The sequence below is a fragment of the Alteromonas sp. McT4-15 genome (genome assembly GCF_020515205.1).
Classification (GTDB): domain Bacteria; phylum Pseudomonadota; class Gammaproteobacteria; order Enterobacterales; family Alteromonadaceae; genus Alteromonas.
In genome coordinates, this window is sequence record NZ_JAJALG010000028.1 from 24667 (window position 1) to 49764 (window position 25098).

General features: G+C 45.8%; 23 protein-coding genes. 6 read left to right on the forward strand and 17 right to left on the reverse strand.

Annotated features, from left to right (window positions below; genetic code table 11):
* Positions 1 to 60: 60 nt before the first annotated feature.
* The 6 genes from LHL20_RS16145 to LHL20_RS16170 all read right to left on the reverse strand — a co-directional run bounded on the left by LHL20_RS16145 (position 61) and on the right by LHL20_RS16170 (position 9831).
* Positions 61 to 1050: a glycosyl transferase family protein gene (locus tag LHL20_RS16145; protein WP_319003242.1), complete on the reverse strand. Its 990-nt coding sequence runs from the start codon at positions 1048 to 1050 to the stop codon at positions 61 to 63.
* A 31-nt stretch (positions 1051 to 1081) separates the two neighbouring features.
* A complete protein-coding gene (gene cobA, locus LHL20_RS16150; RefSeq protein WP_226434027.1) occupies positions 1082 to 2071 on the reverse strand; it encodes a uroporphyrinogen-III C-methyltransferase in 990 nt (329 codons plus the stop codon).
* 66 nt (positions 2072 to 2137) lie between these two features.
* Positions 2138 to 4966: a nitrate reductase gene (locus LHL20_RS16155; RefSeq protein ID WP_226434028.1), complete on the reverse strand. Its 2829-nt coding sequence runs from the start codon at positions 4964 to 4966 to the stop codon at positions 2138 to 2140.
* A 22-nt stretch (positions 4967 to 4988) separates the two neighbouring features.
* Entirely contained in the window at positions 4989 to 5360 is a 372-nt protein-coding gene (nirD, locus tag LHL20_RS16160) for a nitrite reductase small subunit NirD (protein ID WP_226434029.1), read from the reverse strand.
* Between the two features lie 33 nt (positions 5361 to 5393).
* Entirely contained in the window at positions 5394 to 7943 is a 2550-nt protein-coding gene (nirB, locus tag LHL20_RS16165) for a nitrite reductase large subunit NirB (RefSeq protein WP_226434030.1), read from the reverse strand.
* Between the two features lie 322 nt (positions 7944 to 8265).
* A complete protein-coding gene (locus LHL20_RS16170; RefSeq protein WP_226434031.1) occupies positions 8266 to 9831 on the reverse strand; it encodes a SulP family inorganic anion transporter in 1566 nt (521 codons plus the stop codon).
* Positions 9832 to 10103: 272 nt separating this feature from the next.
* Between LHL20_RS16170 and LHL20_RS16175 the strand changes: the two genes are divergently transcribed.
* The gene (locus LHL20_RS16175; RefSeq protein WP_202263475.1) at positions 10104 to 10391 is read left to right on the forward strand and encodes a hypothetical protein; all 288 of its coding nucleotides are present in this window, start codon (positions 10104 to 10106) and stop codon (positions 10389 to 10391) included.
* A gap of 333 nt (positions 10392 to 10724) precedes the next feature.
* Positions 10725 to 12053 (forward strand): nitrate regulatory protein, encoded by a 1329-nt coding sequence (locus LHL20_RS16180; protein WP_226434032.1) that lies wholly within the window; start codon positions 10725 to 10727, stop codon positions 12051 to 12053.
* Between the two features lie 9 nt (positions 12054 to 12062).
* On the opposite strand, the gene LHL20_RS16185 is transcribed toward LHL20_RS16180, so the two are convergent.
* From LHL20_RS16185 to LHL20_RS16205, 5 genes are all read right to left on the reverse strand, one after another.
* Positions 12063 to 12566, reverse strand: a complete 504-nt coding sequence (locus tag LHL20_RS16185) for a nucleotidyltransferase family protein (protein ID WP_413228904.1) — start codon at positions 12564 to 12566, stop codon at positions 12063 to 12065.
* A 106-nt stretch (positions 12567 to 12672) separates the two neighbouring features.
* Positions 12673 to 13347, reverse strand: coding sequence for a phosphatase PAP2 family protein (locus LHL20_RS16190; protein ID WP_226434034.1), 675 nt, complete (start codon positions 13345 to 13347; stop codon positions 12673 to 12675).
* 33 nt (positions 13348 to 13380) lie between these two features.
* Positions 13381 to 13701: a BolA/IbaG family iron-sulfur metabolism protein gene (locus LHL20_RS16195; RefSeq protein ID WP_226434035.1), complete on the reverse strand. Its 321-nt coding sequence runs from the start codon at positions 13699 to 13701 to the stop codon at positions 13381 to 13383.
* 7 nt (positions 13702 to 13708) lie between these two features.
* Positions 13709 to 14353: an alpha-ketoglutarate-dependent dioxygenase AlkB family protein gene (locus tag LHL20_RS16200; protein WP_226434036.1), complete on the reverse strand. Its 645-nt coding sequence runs from the start codon at positions 14351 to 14353 to the stop codon at positions 13709 to 13711.
* Between the two features lie 80 nt (positions 14354 to 14433).
* Complete coding sequence (locus LHL20_RS16205; protein ID WP_226434037.1) at positions 14434 to 15516, reverse strand: hypothetical protein; 1083 nt, start codon at positions 15514 to 15516, stop codon at positions 14434 to 14436.
* A 222-nt stretch (positions 15517 to 15738) separates the two neighbouring features.
* On the opposite strand from LHL20_RS16205, the gene LHL20_RS16210 reads away from it, so the two are divergent.
* Positions 15739 to 16950: a methyltransferase gene (locus LHL20_RS16210; RefSeq protein ID WP_226434038.1), complete on the forward strand. Its 1212-nt coding sequence runs from the start codon at positions 15739 to 15741 to the stop codon at positions 16948 to 16950.
* 25 nt (positions 16951 to 16975) lie between these two features.
* On the forward strand, positions 16976 to 17584 hold the full coding sequence (locus tag LHL20_RS16215) for a peptidylprolyl isomerase (RefSeq protein WP_226434039.1): 609 nt from the start codon (positions 16976 to 16978) through the stop codon (positions 17582 to 17584).
* Between the two features lie 22 nt (positions 17585 to 17606).
* Here the strand turns inward: LHL20_RS16215 and LHL20_RS16220 are convergent, their stop codons facing one another.
* From LHL20_RS16220 to efp, 5 genes are all read right to left on the reverse strand, one after another.
* Positions 17607 to 18158 (reverse strand): GNAT family N-acetyltransferase, encoded by a 552-nt coding sequence (locus LHL20_RS16220; protein WP_226434040.1) that lies wholly within the window; start codon positions 18156 to 18158, stop codon positions 17607 to 17609.
* Between the two features lie 12 nt (positions 18159 to 18170).
* Complete coding sequence (locus LHL20_RS16225) at positions 18171 to 18821, reverse strand: gamma-glutamylcyclotransferase (RefSeq protein ID WP_226434041.1); 651 nt, start codon at positions 18819 to 18821, stop codon at positions 18171 to 18173.
* A gap of 114 nt (positions 18822 to 18935) precedes the next feature.
* Complete coding sequence (locus LHL20_RS16230) at positions 18936 to 21407, reverse strand: TonB-dependent receptor (protein WP_226434042.1); 2472 nt, start codon at positions 21405 to 21407, stop codon at positions 18936 to 18938.
* Positions 21408 to 21565: 158 nt separating this feature from the next.
* On the reverse strand, positions 21566 to 22564 hold the full coding sequence (epmA, locus tag LHL20_RS16235; RefSeq protein ID WP_226434043.1) for an elongation factor P--(R)-beta-lysine ligase: 999 nt from the start codon (positions 22562 to 22564) through the stop codon (positions 21566 to 21568).
* A gap of 199 nt (positions 22565 to 22763) precedes the next feature.
* The gene (efp, locus tag LHL20_RS16240) at positions 22764 to 23333 is read right to left on the reverse strand and encodes an elongation factor P (protein WP_159624104.1); all 570 of its coding nucleotides are present in this window, start codon (positions 23331 to 23333) and stop codon (positions 22764 to 22766) included.
* Positions 23334 to 23369: 36 nt separating this feature from the next.
* On the opposite strand from efp, the gene epmB reads away from it, so the two are divergent.
* Positions 23370 to 24395 (forward strand): EF-P beta-lysylation protein EpmB, encoded by a 1026-nt coding sequence (gene epmB / locus LHL20_RS16245; protein WP_226434044.1) that lies wholly within the window; start codon positions 23370 to 23372, stop codon positions 24393 to 24395.
* Between the two features lies 1 nt (position 24396).
* Here the strand turns inward: epmB and LHL20_RS16250 are convergent, their stop codons facing one another.
* Complete coding sequence (locus tag LHL20_RS16250) at positions 24397 to 24588, reverse strand: hypothetical protein (protein WP_159624108.1); 192 nt, start codon at positions 24586 to 24588, stop codon at positions 24397 to 24399.
* A 177-nt stretch (positions 24589 to 24765) separates the two neighbouring features.
* Here LHL20_RS16250 and LHL20_RS16255 point away from each other — a divergent pair, with 177 nt between their 5' ends.
* Entirely contained in the window at positions 24766 to 25098 is a 333-nt protein-coding gene (locus LHL20_RS16255) for a hypothetical protein (RefSeq protein WP_159624110.1), read from the forward strand.

Genomic DNA, 25098 nt, shown 5'->3' on the forward strand with positions numbered 1-25098 from the left:
ACTATTAACAATTATACCCATGTGTATGTCAAGACTAAGGCAGTTAAAGCAGACTATTGTCTAAGAAAATGGAAGAGAAGATTTATCGCGCTGCAGCCACAATGCCTGTGCTTTTGCTATAGCATCTGACGTGTTGTGCTGCTCTAGCAATACTAAATAACTTGCCAGTGTTCCAATAATGGCCTGTTCGCCATAAACATGATTGCGTATGCCTTGCCATACTTCTAGCATATCATTCACGTTCATTCGGGTGTCTTTCAGCGCCCATTTTTCGGTAATAACCGGCAGTCGTATCTCTTGCGTTTCGCCGTTGCGGGTTACAAAAAGCGCGGTTTCCCTTTCGCCGTTTACTTCTGGATCTCCGCCGTCACCTCGAAAGCACAAAGCACCAATATGAGGGTAATTTTCGTTAACACGACAGTGCTTGTGATCGAGGTGCATGTGATACACGCCTTGCACACAGTACTTCGCTGCGGTTGGGTTAAGCAAGCGGGCAAGTGTGTTGGCACACGAACGCAAGCCAAATACTTCTCGCAATTTTATAAGCGTATCTAAAGCGGGCAATAAATATGATAAATCTAGATAGGTAACACCTTTGGCATCAAGTTGATGTTTAGCGTCTGAAATGTTTTTTGCCTCAGCAAGCCCGAGTATCGGTAACGCCTTACTGGCGTACAATCGTCCAGAACCAGGCTCATGAGCGCCGTGCAACATAATACGATGGCCCTCTGCAGCCAGCACGGCTACCGCCAATAAATACCAAGGAAGCTGACGCCGCTTTCCAGCATAACAGCCTATATCAAGGGTAGGAGTCAGTGTTTGAACGTCACCTTCGATAAGCTCGCGACAGGCATCAACGAACCCGATGACTTCTTCAGGGGTTTCTTCGCGAGTACGCAATAACATCAAAAATGCCCCCCGCTGATCCCCGGTCACTTCACCAGCAAGTACCATTTTCATGGCGTTGTACGCTTCATCGCGGGTTAAACTTCTTCCGCCTTTTTGTCCTTTGCCAATGATTTTGATGTATTCGCTGAACGCTTGCTGCATATTTTTATTAATGACGTTGTTGATAATGATGTTAGTAATGTTGGAAGCGCCGTGCATCAAGCAGACACTGATTAACGTGTTGTCTAGACTCTACCACCTTTCCGAAAACAAGTAACGTAGGGCCTGTTAAATTAGCGTCTCGCACAAGAGTGCCAATAGATGATAGCGAGCCTGTGATAACACGCTGGTTTGATGTCGTCGCGTTTTCAACCGCTGCCACAGGCCAATCAGCGGGTACGTCATAGCACATCAAGCCTTTTGCAAGGCCATCAAGTCGGCTTAACCCCATGTAAACCACTACGGTTTGCTTTAGCACATTTTGCGCAAGCGGCTTCATTTCAGGCCATTGTGAAGCATCTTGAAAGTGCGCGGTAATAAACGAAACAGATTGAGCACAGCGTCTATCTGTTAATGGAATACCCGTATACGCTGACATGCCGGATGCCGCAGTAATGCCAGGTACTATCGCATAGGCGACTTCAGCCTTATCAAGCGCTGCGGTTTCTTCACAGGTACGGGCAAATAGCGCAGGATCTCCTCCTTTTAACCGGACGACATTTTTGCCCTCTAGTGCCAACGTTACCACCCTTTCACAAATAGCTTGCTGTGTGAAACTGTGTTTTTTGCAACGTTTACCCATGTATTCTTTTTTCACATGCAGTGGGATCATCGCTAAAACATCTTCACTGACGAGCGCATCAAAAAGCACGATATCGGCTTGCTGCAACAAACGCAGCGCCTTTAATGTAAGTAGCTCTGCATCACCTGGCCCGGCCCCGACAATAAACACTTGCCCCACACTTCCTTTGTCACTTTCAACATGGCTTGTGTCGACAAATCTCGTCAATGTGTGACCATTAGCCCCACACTCATCATTTGAGCTGCGTCGATAAACGTTTAGCGCTGCTGTTCCAGCGCTTTGAAATAGGCGAGGTTTAAGCATACTAGGCTCAAATGTACGCTTGTTTAAAAAGAGTACATGGTTGAAAAACGGTTTAATGAGTGTTGATAACCAAGACATACTTAATAGCTCCAAAAAATGACATGGTTAATAAGACACGCTTATTAACCCCGCGACGAAAAGAGGTTATTGAGACTGTGTGGCAATAACCAAATTGCGCGATATAAGTTGAGACAATGCAGGTTTACACGAGCCACAGTTTGTTCCACATTTAAGTGCTTCTCCTAGGGCTGATACGGTTACTGCCCCCTGATGCACGGCGTCAACAATGCTCTTTTCTCTCACTGCAAAACAGCTACACACAAGTTCGCCTTGCATAAATCGCTCGTCAACGTGCCCTCGCAACAACTGTTGTTGCGTTTGCAGCTCTATGGCATCGCCCAACACTTGATTGGCCAACGCAGTCAGCCCTTCGCCATTGAGCACACTCATTGACGCATCAATAATGTCGTTAACGTTATCTTCCAGTACCGCAATAAAACATACTGCGCTGTTATTCGTGGCGATGCACACTGTATGCGATTTATGATGACAGTGAATGACCTGTGAGGTTTTGGGCAACGCATCTAGAAAGCTAGCTAGCATCTCGCGACGAGATGCATTACACGCAATATCATAGGCCGTTCCTGATGCGCATTTATCTGTTTCTAATGGCGTTTTACGCCAATAGTGGCAAGCCGTTTGTAGCGTTTGTTCATCAATACTATTGTCAAAAAATACGTGTCCAATAACATCAAATGGTGCAGGCTTTATCATCGCAGCCGCATGCTTTAGCTCTGGCTGCCCTGAAATGGGGTCGACCGCACTGGCGTACAATGCCCCTAAATGGCAATGCGATCCCCACTGCGCCGACCAATGAATAGGAATAAAAACCTCGCCTCTTCGTATACTGTCATCCATTTTCACAGGATAAATAACAGGTATCGCGGTCAGTGAGTCTTGAGACGCTTTTGCGCTTCCTTCGGCCATGGCCGGACTTTCAAGTGATACTAACTGCCCGTGTTTCAGAGAATATTTTATGGCGTCATCAGGGTTAACATGGACGTTAGCGTGCTTCATGTGCGCGTGTAGCTTTGCTGCTTTACCCGTACGGGTCATTGTGTGCCAGTGATCGCGAGCGCGCCCACTGTTTACAATGAAGGGATATGCGCCACTGGTTTGCTGCAATGGCGCGCGATACTGCACAGCAATGAGCTTTGCTTTGCCTGAAGATGTAGAGAAAACTTTATCCGCAAATGGGCGTCGGGCGTGCAAATTTACGGTTGGTTCACCATCATAGCTTGAGTCTCGCGTTTCAAACGGCCACTGTATTGGCGAAAGGTTGTTGTATTGGCTCTCGCTCAAGCCGTGCAATGGCGATAAATCTAACTGACGCTTTCCATTGTTGCGAAACCCAGTTAGCCCGGCGTATTCGCTAAATATTTGTGAAGGATGGGTGTAGTCAAATGCTTCTGAAAAACCCATTTTCTTTGCAACATCGCACATAATTTGCCAATCGTGCTTTGCATCACCTGGGGCAGGCAAAATGCCTCGCTGCCTTGAGATACGTCGTTCAGAGTTTGTGACTGTGCCGTCTTTCTCAGACCACCCCGTGGCGGGTAAGGCAACATGAGCAAACTGAAGCGTGTCATTGGCGTTAACAATGTCAGAAACTACAACCATCTCGCACTGGGTTAACGCGCGCTCAACTTGGCGTCGGTTTGGCATACTGACAACAGGGTTGGTGCCCATGATCCAAACAAATTTAACCTTTCCTTGCTCAATGCCATCAAATAAGTCTACTGCTTTTAGCCCCTGCTTTTGTGGCATAACCGGGGCATTCCAGTAGGTTTTAATCGCATCTACATGCTCAGGATTCTCAATATCGCAATGCACGGCCAACATGTTGGCAAGGCCGCCAACTTCGCGCCCGCCCATTGCGTTAGGCTGCCCAGTTATCGAAAAGGGGCCACATCCGGTTTTACTGATCAAGTCAAACGCCAAATGACAATTGATGATTGACTGGGCCTTATCGACACCACTGGACGACTGATTTATCCCCATGGAATAAAATGTCACAACACGTTTTTGCGTTGAAAAAAGTGCATAAAAAGCAGACAAAAGAGAAACATCAACATCGCAAAGCTGTGCAGTGTTTTCAATAGCGCAGTCATTAACGTTTAGCAAAACGTCGTCGAGGCCCTCTGCAAATGCCTTTACCGCATTATGGTCAATGCGCCCTGTGCTCTCTCCATAAGCGAGAAGACCATTAAATAGCGCGACATCAGTTCCCGGCGCTATCGCTAAGTGCATATCAGCAATCGTACAGGTCTCGGTTTGCCTTGGGTCTATGACGACCACTTTCATATCGGGGTTTTGGCGTTTAGCCCGCTCAATTCTCTGAAAAAGGACGGGATGTGCCCAAGCGGCGTTACTGCCTGTAATCACAATCAGGTCGGTGTTTTCTAAGTCTGAATAATCGCAAGGAACGACATCTTCACCAAATGCGCGCTTATATGCAGCCACCGCCGATGACATACACAGACGTGAGTTGGTATCGATATTGGCACTGCCGATAAAGCCTTTCATCAGCTTATTGGCAACATAGTAATCTTCCGTTAGAAGCTGACCTGAGACATAAAAAGCAACGGCATCCGCGCCATACTGCGCAATAGTAGAGGTGATTTTATCTGCAATAACGTCTGTGGCCGTGTCCCAATCCACAGACTTTCCTGCTACGGTTGGATGAAGCAAGCGACCTGATAAATCGTTTGTTTCTAGCAGGTTTGTTCCTTTTACACACAATCTACCATAATTGGCGGGATGCTCGGGCGTACCAATAACGTTGTCCAGGGTAATGGTACGCTTACTCACGTTGCAACTGATATCTACACCACAACCCACGCCACAATAAGGGCACGTGGTTTGTTTAAGCTGCTCGCTTACAGCATTATGTTGTTGTGTAGCCATATTCATGTTCTTACCTTAGACTGTTGCACTATTGGGCAATGTAGACGTTGCCATCTTCAACTTTTACCTTAAATGCTCGCACCGACACATCGTCTCGCTCTTTACATAGCCCAGTCTCTAGGAAGTAATGCTCTTTGTATAAAGGAGATGCCACTACCGGCGCACCACCAATAGAACCCAACAACCCGCGATACAACACATTGGCGTTACCAATAGGATCAAAGTTGCCGATAGCGTAAATCTGAGATTCACCGTTCATTTTGATATGAAAAATAGCGACCTGTTCGTTCTCTATTAGCGCGCAAACGCCGCTATTGGTGACTAAATCACCGGTAGTGCACGCGCAGTGCCATACTGTTTCTTCAGTGGGCATTGCGGAAAAATCGTGTGCTGCCGTCATTAATGTGCTCCTTTTGTCTTTTATTCAGTCGTTTTACACCATAGACACTGGGATAAACTGTCCAACGCCTGCGGCTTTTTCGGCTACGGTTGCTGGCCTTACTTGCCCGCGCTCAGAGACAAACTGAATATTGGTGTCAGTTTCAGTACTATTAACAAACTGGCGGAAACGCTTGCGTGACTGTGGGTCTTCGATCGTGGTTTTCCACTCGCATTGGTAGGCGTCAACGACCGTATCCATTTGCGCTTCAAGCTCGCCATTAATGCCTAATGCGTCATTGATGACGACATCTTGAAGGTAGGCTAGCCCACCTTCTAAGTTGTCCATCCACACCGAGGTGCGTTGAAGTCGATCGGCAGTTTTTACATAGAACATCAGCACGCGGTCGATGTATTTGATTAAGGTTTGCGTGTCTAAGTCGGTGGCGAAAAGATCGGCATGGCGTGGCTTCATACCGCCATTCCCGCACACATAAAGGTTCCAACCTTGTTCTGTTGCAATAACGCCGATATCTTTACTTTGTGCCTCTGCACATTCGCGGGTACACCCTGACACCGCGAACTTTATTTTGTGCGGCGCTCGCAGACCTTTGTAACGATTTTCAAGGTCAATAGCCGTCCCCACAGAGTCTTGAACCCCATAGCGACACCACGTACTGCCTACACAAGATTTCACCGTTCGAAGTGCTTTGGCGTAGGCATGTCCTGTCTCGAAACCACCTTCAACAAGCTTTTGCCAAATATCCGGTAGTTGCTCAACACGGGCGCCGAATAAATCGATACGCTGGCCACCTGTGATCTTTGTATAGAGTTGATATTCTTTAGCAACTTCACCAAGTAATATAAGCTTCTCGGGCGTTATTTCACCACCGGGAACGCGTGGTACTACCGAGTAGGTGCCGTCTTTTTGCATATTCCCTAGATAGATGTCATTGGTGTCCTGCAAAGGTAAATGTGACTCTTTAAGGATATAGTCGTTATAAACCGATGCGAGTATTGAGCCTACAGCGGGTTTGCAAATTTCACATCCAAGGCCTTCACCGTGCGCATCAAGCAGTTCATCAAAAGTACGAATACCGTTGACTTTCACAATATGAAACAGCTCTTGGCGGGTATAGTTAAAGTGCTCGCAAATTGCTTTTGACACTTCAACACCGCGCTTTTCAAGTTCCGCGTCGACAACATTTTTGAGTAATGCCGCACAGCCGCCACATCCTGTACTTGCCTTGGTTTCGCCTTTTACGTCTGCCACACTGCAGCAGCCACTGTCGATGGCCGACACAATATCGCCTTTCGTTACATTAAGGCATGAACAAATAGACGCTGTGTCAGGTAGCGCATCTGCACCTAAGGCCGGAGCGTTACCACTGGATGGTAAAATAAGGCTCTCGGGGAATTCAGGAAGCGCAATGTCATTAAGCGCATACTGTAATAGCGTGTCGTAGTCGCTGGTATCACCAACCAACACGGCGCCTAGCACTCGCTTCTGTTCACTGTCTACCACCAGTTTTTTGTATACACCCTCTGGCTGGTTTAGATAGGTGTAGCTCAACGCCCCTTCTGTGCGCTCGTGCGCATCACCAATAGAACCCACCTCAACTCCCATGAGCTTTAATTTGGTACTCATATCTGCGCCAGTAAATTCGCTGTCACCACCAGTGAGATGGCTTACTGCCGTGCGTGCCATCGTATAACCTGGCGCAACAAGGCCAAATATTTTGTTGTCCCACAGTGCGCATTCACCAATAGCATAAATATTCGGATCAGACGTTAAACAGTGATTATCAATGGCAATACCGCCACGCTCACCAAGCGTTAATGACGCTTTTTTGCCAAGTTGATCAGAGGGACGAATTCCTGCTGAGAATAAGATCATGTCGGTTTCAAGCTCACTGCCATCAGCAAAGACCATTTTGTAACGACAGCTATCACCCGCTTCAATTGACTGCGTGGCCTTCTGCGTATGAACGGTAACCCCCAGCGATGAAATCTTTTGCTTAAGTACGTCGCCGCCCGTCGTATCTAGCTGCACAGCCATTAGCTGTGGGGCAAATTCAACAACATGCGTATCAAGCCCTGCCTGCTTGAGTGCATTGGCTGCTTCTAGACCAAGTAAACCACCACCAACAACAACCCCAACCTTGCTGACACTGGCAGACGCTTCAATAGCCAGTAAGTCTTCAATGGTCCTATAGACTAAACAGTGTTCTTGGTCGTTACCTTTAATTGGCGGCACAAATGGATATGACCCTGTTGCCAACACCAACTTGTCGTAATCGAATTTTTGACCTTCAGAGGTAACAACGGTTTTATTCTCTCTGTCGATGTCTGTCACTATGGCATTGGTCACGACATTGACGCCCCATGACGCATATTGTGCAGGCGTAGTTAGCGCCAAGTCATCTGCGCTCGCGCCGCTAAAGTAGGACGATAGATATACACGGTCATAGGCGAGCCGAGACTCTCCGCAAAGTACGGTTATGTCGGCGTTTGCATCGCTGCTATGTAGTTGTTCGACAAAGTGGTGCCCCACCATGCCATTGCCTACGACCACGATGCGCGTTTTTGAATCAGATGACGTCATGTTTTTCCCCTTTCTTCGGGACAAAAAAAAGCCCGCGCCAACTTTCGTTGGTGCGGGCTTCGTTGCCTACTTTCGTTAAGTATTGACAAGATACCTAACTAACACATTTTACGGAGTGTTATGAATCACACTTCTAGCAATCAACACAAAATTACTAGTACACACTTTACGTATAGTGATATCCAATAACAATGCCAATTACTTAACTAATTGTTTTTACATTAAATATGACAAAAACGCCGGATATTTCTAATGCTCAGATGCACCAAACAAACGCATTCATGTATTCGCTTGGTGCAAACTTACTGAGTGTGCATACCTGCTATGCAAGTTTGTCCGTAGCCACGCGATAACGCGGGTCTTCCACCACATTAATCTCTACAAATTTGTCTGCCTTGCGCAGCAAGCAGCGGCACTCGTCACTAATATAGCGAATGTGCAGCTTTTTACCTTGCTCTTCATATTTGTCAGCCAAGGTATCTAACGCATCAATACCCGACGAGTCCCAAATGCGAGAGTCTTTGAAATCAATCACAACATCGTCTGGGTCGTTGGCAATATCAAACAAGTCTTTAAAGTGAGACACTGAGCCGAAGAAAAGCGGACCATCAAGCTCATACACTTTCCAGCCGTCGTTATCGATATGTGATTTTGCCTCAATATGACGTGCGTGTTTCCATGCGAACACCAATGCCGACACAATTACGCCAACAACAACGGCTATTGCCAAGTCAGCAATAACGGTAACGCCAGTTACCAAGAAAAGTACAAAGGCATCTTCTTTGTTCACGCCGCGAATAATTCTAAACGACGCCCACTCAAATGTTGCAATTACCACAACAAACATCACGCCAACTAGTGCCGCTAGCGGGATCATCTCAATGAGAGGAGCAGCAAAAAGAATAAAGCCTAGTAGTACCACAGCCGCTGTAATACCAGACAAGCGACCGCGACCGCCTGAATTAATATTGATCATGCTCTGTCCAATCATGGCACAACCACCCATACCGCCGAAGAAACCATTAACCGTGTTGGCAACACCTTGACCAACACATTCTTTGTTTCCGCGCCCACGGGTATCTGTCATTTCATCAATCAATGACAGGGTAAGTAGCGATTCAATTAAACCCACCAAGCATAAAATAACCGAGGTAGGCAGGATGATCATGAAGGTTTCCCACGTGAACGGCACCATAGGTATGGCAAAGCTTGGAAGCTCGCCCGCAAGTGTCGCGGAATCACGCTGGTCAGCAGGTAAAAGGTCACGGACAAAGTCGATAACCGTGCGCGCTTCTAAATCTAATCCATGCACCAACGCCGTTACCGTAACAATTGCGACCAATGAAGCTGGTACAGCGGTTGTTAACTTAGGCAGCAAATATATGATTGCCATGGTCAGTGCCACCAAGCCTAGCATCCAATAAAGTAAGGTACCTTGCATCCATTGCAGCTCACCTGCAGCGTTAATCACCTTAAACTGACCAAGCTGAGCGAGGAAAATGACAATGGCGAGACCATTAACAAAGCCTAGCATTACGGGGTAAGGCACCAGTCTTATAAATTTCCCTAACCGAAATACCCCGCATAGTATTTGCAAAAGGCCAGCGAGAATTACAGCGGCAAACAAATACTGCACACCGTGCTGCGCCACCAAGGCAACCATAACAACCGCCATAGCGCCGGTTGCACCAGAAATCATACCTGGACGACCGCCAATGGCAGAGGTAATTAGGCCCATCATAAATGCCGCGTACAAACCAATCATAGGTTCTACACCGGCTACAAATGCAAAAGCTACGGCTTCAGGTACCAGTGCTAGCGCAACGGTAATACCTGAAAGCACGTCGTTTTTTACATTACTGTCTTTACTGGTAATTAAATCGAACATGTTCTCTCAGAAGCTTAAGTGTTAAACACAAAAGACCGCCTTGGCGTTTCAACAAAATGTGGAACACCAACACGGCTTTTAAAAATTTGTTGGCGATTCTATCACCATTATCGCTCAAAATCGCCACGTAAACGGTTAAATTAGCGCTCGCTTGCTGACAAACAGCACACACCGTGGCATCGTAATGCCAGTATTTTTTGCGAAGTGCGTGGTACATCGCACACTTTATCGATTAAAAATAATGGCTATCACTTCACTATTAAGGAGTTAACGTGGTCCCTTATATCTTGACTATTTTATGCGTGCTGGTTGCTGGCGCTATCCACTGGGCGTCACCCAAGGCTTACTGGAAAGCGACAATGGTATCGACAGCAATCATATTGCTATTTTCTGTCGCGGCGCTTTTCATCTTTCAGGCATCAGGTATGTTAGTAAGCGAACATACTGGTGAAAATGCAGATTTCTCTGGGCAGATGCTAAACATTACTATTCTGGTCTCTTTCTTCGGCTTCCTTATTTCTCTGTTTGTGGGGTGGTTTTTGCGCGTAGTGCGCAACTAGTGGCATCGGGGTTGCACCACAATGGCGCAACCTCTTGGTTTTGTTTTCACTTTTAGCCCTTCTCACTCCTATCTCTTCTCATTCTTACCTCTTTCTTTTGTTACCTTTAACGCATTCGACTTCTCTTTTTAAACGTCTTTCATTACACAGCGTTTTTCTTTACCCATAAATCAAGCGCGTTGGCGCGGCTCATATACATTCTTACTTGATGCTGAAATAAGAGAGTGTTGCGATTTCACTCAGAAAGGCATAGCTGTTGCAAGGTATCGTGACAAGTACGCTAACAACAAAAAAAGTACGTTCAATACGTCACACAGGTACACCCGTAGAAACATGCTAAAACAAAAAGAAACTTCTGCAGCGCTATGTAGCGATGCAACTAAACGTTTTTTACTTGCGGCTAAACACGCAGAAATTACCGTGTTAGAACAGTTGTCGAGCAATTGTCGCATTGTTATTGCGGTTTGTGATCTTGTGCACGCACTACAAAAAGAGCGCGGCGCCAGTAATATCTTTTTGGGCTCAAAGGGAGCGCGTTACTCAAGCGCTAGGCTTCAATATATCAGCCACAGCGAAAGCGCTGAGTCACTGTTAAAAAGCCATTTGAAATCGCTTTACCTTACCAATACGGTAAGCTCGGGAAACCCGCGTTTACTCAGCAGTATTACGCTAGCAATGCAAGCCACTGACTATTTGCCACACCTTCGAGAACAAATTAATAAGCAAGGATTATCCGCACTTGAATCAACACGCGCATATAGTCGACTTATTGCCAGCTTGTTAACTGTTATTTTCGAAGCCGCGGATATTGCCAGCGACCCTGATATTACTCGGCTGCTTGTTTCACTTTTTAACTTTATGCAAGCCAAAGAGTACGCAGGGCAAGAGCGCGCATGGGGCGCAATTGGATTTGCTGAAACTCACTTTGAGTCTCATTTGTGCGAAAAATTACATACCTTACAACACGCCCAAGACCATCATTTTACTATTTTTAGTGAGTTTAGCCCACCTGCCAGTATGCAATCATTTTGCGAATTAAATGAAAGTGAAGCGACATTCGATGTCTTGCGGTTGCGTAAAATGATTGCGCAACTAAGCGATGGCAGCCCTATTTCAGAGGCCATATCAGAAGTATGGTTTGACGTGGCAACACGACGCATCGATGCATTGCAGACAATTGAAGTTCAGCTTACTCAATCATTATTGGAGCAAGCAAATCAAAAAGTAATAGACGCCAAAAACGAACTGACAAACCATCAGCAATTGCTCGATAGATTCAACGATGAACATTTAAGTGAAGGCTCGCCACTGACCTTGTTATTCGACCCTAACATGCCTGGTCTTGTAGAAGATGCAGGCAAAGACAACGCCAATCCCGCCGCGATTGATGAGCAAACACAAACACTTGCCGCTCACCGCTCGTTTTACGATTTACTTCGGGTACAGGCAAAACATATTGAAGACATGGGGAGAGAACTCGATGAAGCCAAGCGCGCCATTCATGAGCAAAAGGTCATTGGACGCGCCAAACTTGTGATAATGAATAAGTTTAACTTAAGCGAAAATAGCGCTTATAGACGGTTACAGAAACAAGCGATGAGCGAAAGTACAACGATTGCCTCTATCGCCACCAAGATAGTGACTATTGCTGAAAAGATGTAGTGCTACGTATCAATAATGAAGAGTTAACTGTGGCCATATTTTAAGCCAATCTTTTTGCTTCACTCGCGTGTTAAAGATCTCGCGTCGTGGATAGCGAGGGTTAATAGATAGCGTGCTGGCAAAATTAGCCTGTAGACCAAAAGGCGCCAACACCTCTACACGCCCCAATTCATTTAGCTTAACCGCAACACACGTTTCTTTTTCAATCCAATATGAAATGGCCTGTTCGCAACTTTCGTATGGATTGTGGCCATGCAGAGTATGCATTCTAGCTTGATTTTTCACTTGCCAGTTGGCTTCGGGCATCATGTCGTGCAAGCGACGTTCAAGCTCTGCGTCACGCTCTTTCTCACTTTGTCGGCAGAAATAAATAACATCTACATCGTTTAGTGGTGTTGAAGAAAGTTTGTTGTGCAGTACATCCCAAATGGCGTTTCGTAAAAAGCCCGCGCCAATATAACCTTGGGGTAGAGCAAGCTCCCTTAGTGCGGTTAAGCAGCGCATGCGGTACATATCACTTGCAAGCAAACTCGACACTTTTTCTACATAGTCAATGCTGCCACTAGCGTTGTTACTTCCCATGGTCGTCTCGCGCTAAAATATGATACTTCTGTAATGGTTATGACGTTTTTACACGCAACTTGCGCTTCCATTTGATCACATAAAAGCTCAGCGCCGCCATACTGCCGCCTGCACACCATCCCGCCACAACGTCACTGGGCCAATGCATTCCTAACATGACTTTGCTTATACCAATTGTCATAACCAATATCGCTGCTACCAAATACACCCAAAGCCGCACCGCCCTATTCTTTGTAAAATGGTTAAGCAAGTACGCGATATAAAAGTAGACTAAGGTTGAAAGTGTAGTGTGCGTTGAAGGAAAGCTATGGTCATACAATGTTGCAGTGTGATCGGCTAAAGGCGGTCGTGGTCGTGCGATCCCTGCTTGAAGCAAAAATGTGACGGCCAAACCTATTGCAACAGCGCAAACAAAGGTCAGCGCTTTGCGTTGTTCTCCCGCAAGCAATAGGGCCATAGCCACTGACACAGTGACAAATAAAAGTACGCTTAGGCTACCTAGCACTGTTGCATCTTGTAATAGCGCTTGTCGCCACGGGGCGGCATTTCCCACTTCGCTAAGCAAGGCATACAATTTGTTGTCCATCGGTGTCAGCACGCCCATGTAAACAAACAACATGCATAACAAGAAGCCAGTGCCAAACACTAGCACTTGTATCGAAGGCGTCCTAAGAGCGTCTAATAAAACGGCGAAAACGCCTACTTGCTTCATAATTACTTCCATTTAAAAACGATGATATGTCGTTTAGGCGTCGTGCTTGCTGCCGCCCAAACAGTTTGGCGATGTTAACGATTCCCCACCTCTTGCTTCCCACTCTTTCGATGTATAGGTATGAAGAGCAAGTGCGTGAACTGGGCCCGCCAAAGCCTCAGCGGCCAATGCGTTTACCTCTCTATGGCGCGCTAGCAAACGCTTTCCTTCGAAAGCATCACTTACCACTGTAACTTTAAAATGACTCTGCGCCCCCTCTGGCACGTTGTGCATAAAGCTTTCATCTAATACTTCTAAATAAAGCGGTGAAAGTGCATTGCGAATCGCTTCTTCAAGAAACGTTTTTACTTGCATATGGTGTTTACCTATTTCGTGGAATCAAATGACGAAAAGTAAGATTGATTCTACCACCGATTGGCTTAGCCGTCTTTGCAATACCATGCAAATAATGACTCTGTGTAGTGCCCGCCATAATCAATACACTCCCGTGCTCAAGCACTTGGGTGTAAGTGGCTTTACTTTCTTTGTGCTTAAAAACAAAGGGCCTGGCTTCACCTAACGTTACAGAAGCAATTGTTGGATTTATGCCGAGCTCAACCTCATCATCAGCATGAAAACTCATGCTGTCATTGCCGTCTCTATACCAATTGGCAAGTACACAGTTAAACGATGTGTTGCTTAAGGTCTCGCACAGCACTCTTAAGCGCTGAAGAGAGTCGGTCCAAGGATTAGGCTTAAGTGTTAAGTTTGAATAGGTGTAAGTACATTCTGGGTCGCCATGCCAGCTTTGAAGACGAGGTATATTAATCGACTTACCAAAAAGGCGAATGGCGTCTTGTCGCCATGGCAATTCTTGCTTGAACGCATGAAAATAGTGGTTGGCGCTGTCAGTTGCAATAGCACGCGAGTAATACTTCACATCCGCTTCAGCTAATGGGAGCGTCTTGACGCTACTAGCTGGCTGATTAGTGTCAGTACTATCTGAATCAAAGAGTGAAAATTGCATACATACTGCCGTGTCCGAATTTAGGATTTGTATTGTATTTACCTAAACAGTACGTATGCAATGTGCTTTCGGATTGCGTGTTACAAACGCGCCTTTTCTTTAAAGTCGTCATCGGCGGGCGTCGCGCTGTACGCACCACTATCTTGAATTACGCCTTTGTTTTTGTTCATCCACGTTTTAATCACGCTTTTACTGGCAGACGCACTTGGCACCTGCGTACTGCTGCTATCAAGCGTTAATGGGTTAAACGCACGAGACCAAAAATAATGCGTAACCGCTGCACCGTGTTTTTCCGCTACTTGCCACCAGTTAAAATTCCACGGTTTTAACTCAGAGAAGGCAATACTGTTCATCAGACTCTTGTTGTCGTCACCGGCCAAAAACGTACTGGTAACAGGTGAGCTTCTGTACGCTTCAATTGCAACACCTTTGGCTTTTAGTGTATCTACAATGGCTTTGCTACGCTCACCAGTCCATTGATTGTTAAGGTATGATTTCTGACCTATCGAGTAAAACGGGTCAAGTAAGGCGATGCGGTCGGGGCGGTAAGCACCAGATAAGTTGCCTTGGTTTACTGCGGTATTAAGCTTATCGGAAATAGTCAGCGCAAGCTGATTTCCTAACGAATGCCCTGCAATTCTGAGCTCTGAGCCGGTAAAATTAGGTAAACCGTTTACCAAAGCCGTGTATAAGAGCGACGTGACTGATTGATTTGGCCCTGAGTTATAACTGCCATTAGATGACTTCCAGCGCATGCCGCGAGGGCCATTAGTGGAGTGAATTTTAGCCTCGGCGTCTTTGACTTCACTTTCATCAGCGAATTGATTCCAGTACAAGATACCCACGTTGTAACCTCTATCTAGCCAGTACCAAGCAAGATCTTGATTAGGACCGCCAGAGCCATTTCTATTTAGAGTTTCTCTTGAGCGGTTAGTAACCGAGCCACTCTGCCAACCGTGTATATAAATAACGGTTTTCTTACTGCTACTATAGTAAGGGTTAGATTGCCCTGCGACTGCTTTCTGCGCGTCAGTGTAATCGAACCAATACAAGCCGTAATCAAGGTTACTGTATACCGAATTGGGAAAGGTTATTTCTGCTCTGGCACTTAGCGAAAATAACGCAAACAGCATAGTCCATAGTAGGGTGTGACTTTTTTTCATTTTTGTTCCTCGTTGTAATTGCGAGTTTATTAGTGGTCGGACAAGCTTTATTTAACAATATTTTCACAATTAAATAACAAGGTAAACGTTTAACCTTAATTTGAGAGGGTAAACAGCAGCGCACTTTTGTCGAAGATGGTATTCTAGTTGGCACCTGTTGGGGAAAATGCCAATGGGATAACACCAGTAATCACAGTCCACGAGTCAATCAAGCACAACCTCATGAATACAGAATTCTTATTTGCAGATCGTCAATTCACGCTAATACGTTACCCAGAAAAGCATCAGCACGTGAGCTTGCAAGCGTGGGACAGTGCAGATGAACTACTTATTGAGCATATAGAAACCAGTCTTAGTGAAGGTGCCATAACCACGTCAACAGCGCCTAAAATGATGATATTTAATGATGACTTCGGGGTATTGGGTTGCTGGTTTGCACATGTTGAGCCACTGTGGGTGTCTGACTCCTACATTGCCTACCGCTCATTATTAGAGAACCTAACGGCAAATCAACTCACGCCAACAACCAAGGACAATGCAATCACCGCCCCTGTTCAAACGTTAACCAGTGTAGACAGTTTATCGTTCACACCTGCATCTGATGTTGATATCGTTGTGATTAAGATACCGCGCACGCTTGCATTGCTGGAACAACAGCTTATTGATATTCAGCGCTACATTACACCTGATACATATGTTGTGGCTGCGGGTAAGGTGAAAACTATCACTAAGTCCGTTCTTGGTTTGTTTGAAAAGTATATTGGCAAAACCACGACGTCATTGGCCAAAAAGAAATCTCGTCTCGTTTTCGCCACACGTGATAATGCAAAAACTCACGCTAAATCCCCCTATCCCACCCGCTGGCAGGCAAAGGGAACTACCAGCCAAACACTGACGCTGGACAACTTGGCCAACGTATTTTCTCGGCAATCATTAGATATTGGCGCTCGCATCATGCTAGAACACATGACAGTAAGTGCTAATGACGTCATCGTTGACTTGGGATGCGGCAACGGGGTGCTTGGTGTCAATGCGTTAGCCCTCGCTCCCGAGGCAAAAGTTATCTTTGTTGATGAGTCTTATATGGCACTTGAAAGTGCCCGATTAAACGTATTGAACAACTTTCCAGACAAGATAGATCAATGCGAGTTTGTTGCCAGTAATTGCTTGGAAGCGCTGCTTGAAAGAAGCCAACGACCAGCTGTAACTAAAATTTTGTGCAATCCACCATTTCACCAGCAAAATGCCATAACGGATCATATTGCCTGGCAAATGTTCACCGACTCTCGCGACTTGTTAGTCAAGAGCGGTCATTTAGTTGTGGTGGGTAACCGTCACCTTGATTACCACATTAAACTGAAAAAATTGTTCGGTGGTGCCAAGGTGCTTGCGAGTGATAAAAAGTTCGTTATCTTAGGCACAGCAAAGCGATAGTCTGGTTTTTGAAAGAGGATTATTCATGAAGACAACACGCCACTATATATTCGCACTACTTTCATTGTTTGTAAGCGCAACAGTGCTTGCGGCAACAAAAGATGATGGTTCACATGTGCAACCCGATAATTACTACCCCCGCGTGAAATTTGAAACCACTATGGGTGATATTGTCGTTGAACTCGACAGACGACGCGCACCCATCACGGTAAATAACTTTTTACGCTACGTAGACAAGCGCGCTTATGAGGACACAATTTTTCACCGAATTGTGCCTGGGTTTGTAGTACAAGGAGGTGGTTACACTGCTGACTTTAATGGTAAGTCTAATTTCCCAGATATTTTTAACGAGTCTGGGAATGGATTGACCAACGATTTACACACCATCGCAATGGCGAGGCAAAATGATCCTCACACTGCAAATCGACAGTTTTTCTTTAACGTTAATGACAACAGCAGCCTAAACCCAGGGCGAGATTGGGGCTATGCTGTGTTTGGCGTGATCGTTGAGGGCGAAGACGTTGTCGATGCCATGTCTGAAGTTGAAACTGAGTACTCACTTCGCCTTAATGCCAACAATGTTCCTATTGAGCCCATTGTGATTAAGAAAGTTATCGTACTCCCTCCAATGTAGAAGAGCTGTAAGTAAGTACCAACTAAGGCGCGTCTATTTGGTGCGCCTCAGGAAGGTCGAGCCAATACAGGGTTTGTTTTGAAAAAGTCTTGTCAAAGTAGGCACCGTGTTTGGCAAAACCGACACGTTCAAGTACACGCTGCGACGCACTATTGTCTGGGTGCGTCATGGCGGTTAGAAAATGATAGCCCTTTTCGTGCGCCCATTGAATTACGCGCGTGCAAGCTTCACGACACAAACCTTTACCCCGTGCTTCTGGCAACATTGCAAATCCCAAATCGGGGCATGAAAAGGCAAAGCGATTAAAAAGCCCGCATACGCCTATTGGCTGATGGCTGACTTTATCTTCAACGGCCCACAGTCCATATCCCCATTCAGCGCGCTGCGCATTGGTTCTTTCAATATAATCACACGCGTCATCTACAGAGTTAACGCCACGACTTCCTATAAATTTGAGCCAAAGGTCATCTTGCTGCAAACGCAAAATCCAATGTTTATCTTCAAAATCTAGCAGGCGAAGACGGAGCCGCTCGCTGTAAAGCATTTCAGAATTAATAATAGACGTCACACTCACGATTTTTCTCGCTTAGTTTTGGGGCTGTAACAACGTATCTATGATTTGATGGACATCACTGCCTACCCTCGCACTGCGCGGGTATAACGGCTTTGCTCTATCATTTATTCTGGGATGGTCCCACAGTTTGGTATTTGCAACAAACGCTTTTGCCTCATCAACGCCACCATGCTCTAAACACCCAGCCAAACAGGTATCGATATACGTTTGATGCACTGGGTACGCTTGGGAAGGTTCATGACAATCTAGCGTTTCACAAATCCACAATGAAAAAGGCGACAATTGTTCAATTAGCAATGATTGATACTGTGAGTCGATATTATTAAAAATCACGTTCTCACTCTTTACGCTAACAAATCGATAGTCTTTTTCTCGCGCTTGTAGTGTGGGGTTAAGCGTTGTTGGGATCAATTGCGCGTTAAGACTTTCGCGTTTGTGTGGCGTAGCACCTACATAGGTTTGCTTTTCACTTAAGCTACGAGTAACCCATGCACGCTCAAACCCTTCAACGGTTACAGGGATCCCCTGCGTAAAGATGTTTGAGTAGCGCTCACGACTGTCTTTACTTAACAAACTCCCATAACCCAATACGATATGTGATTGTGTCAACGTTGAGAGCCATTGAATGATGTCATCACCATCTTTGATGCTAAATTCTCGCACAATATTGCCTTTAATTGCCCCGTGGCAGATTTGAAATTATCCACCAGTAAAACAAAAAAGGCGGTGTAAATACACCGCCATTGCAATTAATAACCTTTGAACTATGTCAGGCTTTTAGAACAGTGCACGAACGCCCATAGTAAAGTTTCTACCTGGTAGCGGCGCCTGATCTTTTAAGAAAGAAGTATGAACGCGAGCTTCCTCGTCGGTAAGGTTTTCGCCACGCGCAAACAATACCCAATCGATGCCCTGACTAGCGAACTCGTATTGAACACTGGCATTAACCAACGTATAGCCATCTGTTACGGTTTCATACGACGCAACGTGCTGTTGGTCGTCATACCACGTAAACCCGACATCTGCACTTAGTCCATCTTTCATGTAACTTAATTCGCTACCAAAACGCATAGGCGGCGTGCGAGGTAAGTTATCACCTTCAATTTCAGCGCGAATGTAATCGCCGAATACGATAAGGCGCAATGTATCACTCAGATCAACATAGGTTTCTGCTTCAAAGCCCCAAACATCAGCATCGGCTTGCTGGAAGTAATAGACTGGAAGCCCCTCTTCGCTGTGCTCATCATGTTCGTCTTCGTGCATGCCGATTTCATCTTCATGAGTTTCCTCTTCATGCGCTTCATCACCGTGCTCTTCATGCTCACTTAACGCAATTAACCCAGTGTTTGTTTGGAAAATATAGTCATCAGCTTGGTTAAAGAAAAATGAAACACTGTATCCCCAATCGCCAGAGAACTTACGGAAAGTCACGTCTAAATTTGTGCTCACTTCTTCTTTAACACCGTTTAGCGACTCTTCGATATGCCCTTCGTCGTCCATATCAAACACCAAACCCACTTCATAACTTTGAGTAGCAAGGTGCTGGCCTGCTGAAAAGAGTTCTTGCTGACTCGGTGCACGCTCACTACGCGACAAGGTTACTGCAACAGCATGCCCTTCTGCATATTCCCAGTTTGCACCAGCTGATAGAGAAAGGCTGGTGAAATCGTAGTCAGGGAAACTAAACGCAAGCTCATGCTCTTCATGCTCTTCACCCTCGTGCTCGTCGTGTTCTTCATGGGCTATATTAAGCTCAATTTCACTATCATCGGCATCAAGGGTGGTTCGCTCAAGGCGCCCCCCTAGTTCAAAGGTAATATCACCCACCTTTTTCTGCTCAACGATATACAGCGCATAGCTTGATGTAGTATTGGCTGGTGTAAATGCTTCCTCACCTATGGCGTTGTAGTCACTATGATTAAACTGCAACCCAAATACGCCATGCCACCCGTTTATCTCTTCGTGATATGCAGATAGGCGAATATCGCTAGACTCATTAGTAAATACTGTACCTGGCTCTCCATCTTCAATCTCGGCATGCTCATAGTCGGTATAAGCAGCGGCAAACTTAAGATTAGTAAGCCCTTCTACAGGTGAGTGCCACTCGCCAGCCATTTGATAGCGGGTCATATCAACATCAAGCAGAACCCCTTCTTCACTGTGCTCTTCACCGTGATCGCTTTCGTCATGGTCATCATCATCGTGCTCTTCGTGCTCTTCCTCGCCATGCGCGTGACTGTGGCCTGGTACGCCGTATTCATTGTCTAGCTTCTCAACGGCAAAGCCAAAATACCCTTCTTCTGCTACATAAGACAAACCTGCAACAATATTGCTGGTTTCCATTGCGCTGCTCTCTAGCTCACCTTTGGGCTCATCTTCATCGGGGTCGATAGACGCATAGCCGGGAATATCTGCGTTTTCGGTATCGCGATAGAAACCATCAACGTGCCACGCCCAATTGCCTTTTCCACCAGTTACGTCGCCGCGTGTATAGGTGCCTTCGTTAACTGTGCTGTAGCTCGTTTCGGCCTCACCTTCAATTCCTTCTACTGGATACTGAGGAATGCGCTTATCAACTACATTGACTACACCGCCAATTGCACCACTGCCGTATTGTAGTGTTGCAGGACCGCGCAATACTTCCACTTGTGTTGCACTGGTTAACGTAGACGCGACATTATGATCGGGTCCAACGCGAGATACGTCAGAAACATCCAAGCCGTTTTGCACAATTTTAACCCGTGGGCCATCGTTACCACGGATAATTGGGCTACTCGCAACTGGGCCGAAATAAGTACTGTGCACACCAGGTGCATTTTTAAGGGTTTCTCCTAAGGTAGGCGCTTCAATTTTGCGTAACTTTTCTGCACCAATTACCGTTACTGGCGTCACAGATTCAAGCACTGATGACTGTAGCGCATTAGCAGTAACAACAATGTTCTCAACTGAAGCGGGTTTTAGAACAAAATCAACATTTTGATCGCGGGTAACGTCACCCAGGTCGTTATCACCATGAATATGCTCTGAAGAGTATACGTGCAAGTGGATATGTGGCTGTTTCACGTCATCGAAGCGGTATACACCGTTCTCATCTGTGTAAGCAACGCGTCGTGTACCTTCAATTTTGACTTCGGCGCCAGCAACGGGCTGCCCTGCTGTATCGGTGACTTTTCCAGTTACTGTTGTGGCATAAACAGGCGCACTCAACAGCCCTGCTATCGTTAAACTTAGCAGTGAACGCATTTTCATGAACTTCCTCTTAGGATGTTATAACATTATTTTGAGATGTTATAACATTTTTAAGGATGTAGGATTGAATGTCAACTCCCACTGAACGTTCGTATGACAGGTTTTAACGACATTTAATGTTAGTTCGCTAGCACTTTAAATACTGTGAAACGTATCGTTTATGCCCGGCTTACAGGAAAGTTAATCACATCTTGAATATGAGATGCGCCCATTTTCAGCATCAGTAACCTGTCAACCCCAAGCGCCACGCCAGCGCACGCGGGCAGCCCATTTTCAAGTGCACTTAAAAAATGCTCATCAATGGGTTTAGTTTCAAGCCCCGCTTTTTCACGCTTTTTGTTGTCGCTTTTAAAACGTCGGCGTTGTTCTTCCGCTTCACTAAGCTCGTTGAAGCCGTTTGCGAGTTCCGCTCCTTTGAAATAAACCTCAAAGCGTTCTGCAACACGACTATCCCGACGACTTAACTTAGCAAGTGCAGCTTGCGACGCGGGGAATTCGTATATAAAGCAAGGCTTTTGTGTGCCAATACGCGGTTCTATACAGTAGCTAAACAGAAGCTGAAGTTTACTGTCTGTACTTAACGTTTGTGGCGCGTGAATATCGATGTTGTGCTCGCGTAAGGCACTTTCTAGCATGTCATCTGTGGCCGTTAGTGGGTCAAGCGCCAAGTACTCAATAAAGGCGTTTTGGTAAGTCAACTTATCACTTGGCTCAGTGCCTAATGTGGTCATTAGTAATGCATCCACATCGTCCATTAACTGAAGGTGGTCGTAACCCAACCTGTACCATTCCAACATAGTGAACTCTGGGTTATGCCAGCGCCCCTCTCCTTCATGACGAAAGGCTTTACAGATTTGATAAATTGAGCCGCTTTGCGCACAAAGCAGACGCTTCATGGCATATTCTGGCGATGTTTGCAGATACAAATTGACAGGCTTACCAGTATTACCATGAGCAAACGCGGTAACAAATGCGTCAAGGTGTTCATCGGTTACAGTGCCGTTTGAGAGCAATGGCGTATCTACCTCAAGCACATCGCGTTGATAAAAGTATTCACGTATAGCACGCAATAGGTCTGCACGCGCTCGACGCGCTTCTAAGGTTGTTGTGGGTTGCCAAAGCTGAGAAGTGCCGCAAGTATTAACGGAGCCTGTCATAAAACTGCCTGCATAATTGTAACCCCTGCATAATGAAGAACAACATCAACAGGTGTTCGATGTTAATCGGTTAACGTGATTGAGCGGTCAATTATATCAAGTAGTGGTGTTGATAGTATAAAAAACAAAAAACCGATGCACACGCGCTGCGTGATACACCGGTTTTTTAATTGCCCTTTAATACAAGGGCCAAGTTCTTTTATTTTTGTGCGCGAGAAACGTATTCGCCAGAGCGAGTGTCTACGCGAATCACTTCGCCAGTTTGCACAAACAATGGCACGCGAACTACCGCACCAGTACTTAGCGTTGCAGGCTTGCCGCCGGTGCCAGCCGTATCGCCTTTAAGGCCTGGATCGGTTTCAGTGATCTCAAGCTCTACGAAGTTTGGCGGTGTAACCGTAATTGGTGAACCGTTCCATAGCGTAATAATGCAAACGTCGTTTTCTACTAACCACTTTTTGTTCTCACCAACCGCTTTTTCATCTGCAGCGATTTGTTCGAATGTATCGTTGTTCATAAAGTGGTAGAATTCGCCGTCGGTGTATAAGTAGGCAAGCTCTGTATCCATTACGTCAGCGCCTTCTACTGATTCGCCTGAGCGGAAAGTTTTTTCCAAAACTTTACCTGAAATAAGCTTACGAATTTTAACGCGGTTAAACGCTTGGCCCTTACCCGGCTTTACGTATTCGTTTTCTAGAATGTTGCATGGTTCGCCGTCCAGCATGATTTTCAGGCCGCCTTTGAACTCGTTAGTGCTGTAATTAGCCATAATTCCTCTGTCTAAACATAAGGTACAAAAAGTTTCGTGGAACAAATAATACCTAAAAAACCGATTTCTGTAGAGCATAACTGGCAAAAAGAATTAGCATGCAGTTTTACAGACCCTGCAAAGCTGCTTGAGCACCTAGGTTTAGATGAAGATAAATACGCACAGCACATAAAAGCAAGGCGCCTTTTCCCTATGCGTGTTCCACGCCATTTTGTTGATTTAATGGAAAAAGGTAACCCCGACGATCCGCTTTTTTTACAAGTTATGCCGCTAAGTGACGAGTTTTTAACATCACCGGGTTACAGTGAGGACCCCTTAGAAGAGCATGACACCGCGGGCAAAGGAATACTGCACAAGTATGACTCTCGCGTACTGTTAATGGTTCGAACAGGCTGCGCCGTTAACTGCCGATACTGTTTTCGACGTCACTTTCCCTATGCTGACAATGCAGTGAGCAAGCACCAATGGGAGGAAGTCCTTAACTACATTCGCAGCAATGTAAGCATTAACGAGGTCATTTTTTCTGGTGGAGACCCATTAATGGCCAAGGACGATCACCTAGCGTGGCTTGCACATGAAATTGCCAGTATTCCTCATATTAAACGCCTTCGTATACATACTCGTTTACCCGTTGTTCTGCCTGAAAGAATTGATAGTGCGTTTGAGAACTGGTTTGGCAATTTACCCCTTCAAAAAGTGCTTGTACTTCATGCTAATCACGCTAACGAAATTTCGGCGTCATTAGCCATGCGCTTAGACAGGCTTAAACGTATGGGCGTCACTTTGCTTAATCAGTCGGTGTTGTTAAGAAACGTCAACGATTCGGGCGATGCAATTAGCGACTTAAGTGAAAAGCTGTTCGATGCTGGCGTTTTGCCTTATTACCTTCACGTACTAGACAAGGTACAGGGCGCAAGTCACTTTTATGTAAGCGATGATGCGGCAAGAGATATTATGGAAGAAGCGATAAAGCGTTTACCAGGCTTCTTGGTGCCAAAACTGGTGAGAGAAATTGGCGGTCAACCTGGCAAAACGCCTATCGACTTACATTTACATCCGTAAACTACGCATAGGTATCAATGTTGGCGCCTAATGCGGGGTTTGAAGATGATGATTTTGGTACGTCAGAAGCTGATTCCAGCAACTGAAGCGACGCTTGTCCCTCTTGTTCTTGCTGACTTTTAGCAAGCTTTAGAGAGGCCAACTCAAGTGACGCACCGGACGTTCCAGAGGCACTAGCACCTTGTAGATCCATACCATTTTCCTTTGTTGCTTGTAGCAAAGTAAAAAAGTGGGCAGAATTGCCCCCCTTTATTTTGTGTTGGGCTTTGCATAAGCTGCAAATACCAACACTCGTCAGGTTATCGGCCTTGAAAGGCGAAACTTTAACCATTACCTATAGAAATTTAAAATTGACTTAAAGGGCGTTTAAATGCAAGAGATGCAAGCTGTACATCAACAACTTCAAGAGACCATGCAAACTCTTTATCGCAAAGCAGTGGATGCCGATCAGATGTTAGATAGTTTGCAGCGCGATCAAAAAGGGAAATTTGCTGCCATTTTTGCCGCAGACAGCGGATTCACAAGCTCAGCGAAACGCTTTGGGCCTTATGTAGAAGAAATTGCGAATGACTGGCAAGCAATGAAAGACATGAATGAGGATGCCGCTAAAGCTGCACTTGGACCACTGGTGAAAAAAATCGAAGTGGCTTTGGTAACATTAGCGCAATTTCAACAGTCGCTGAGTGCAAAAAAGGCCGACTAG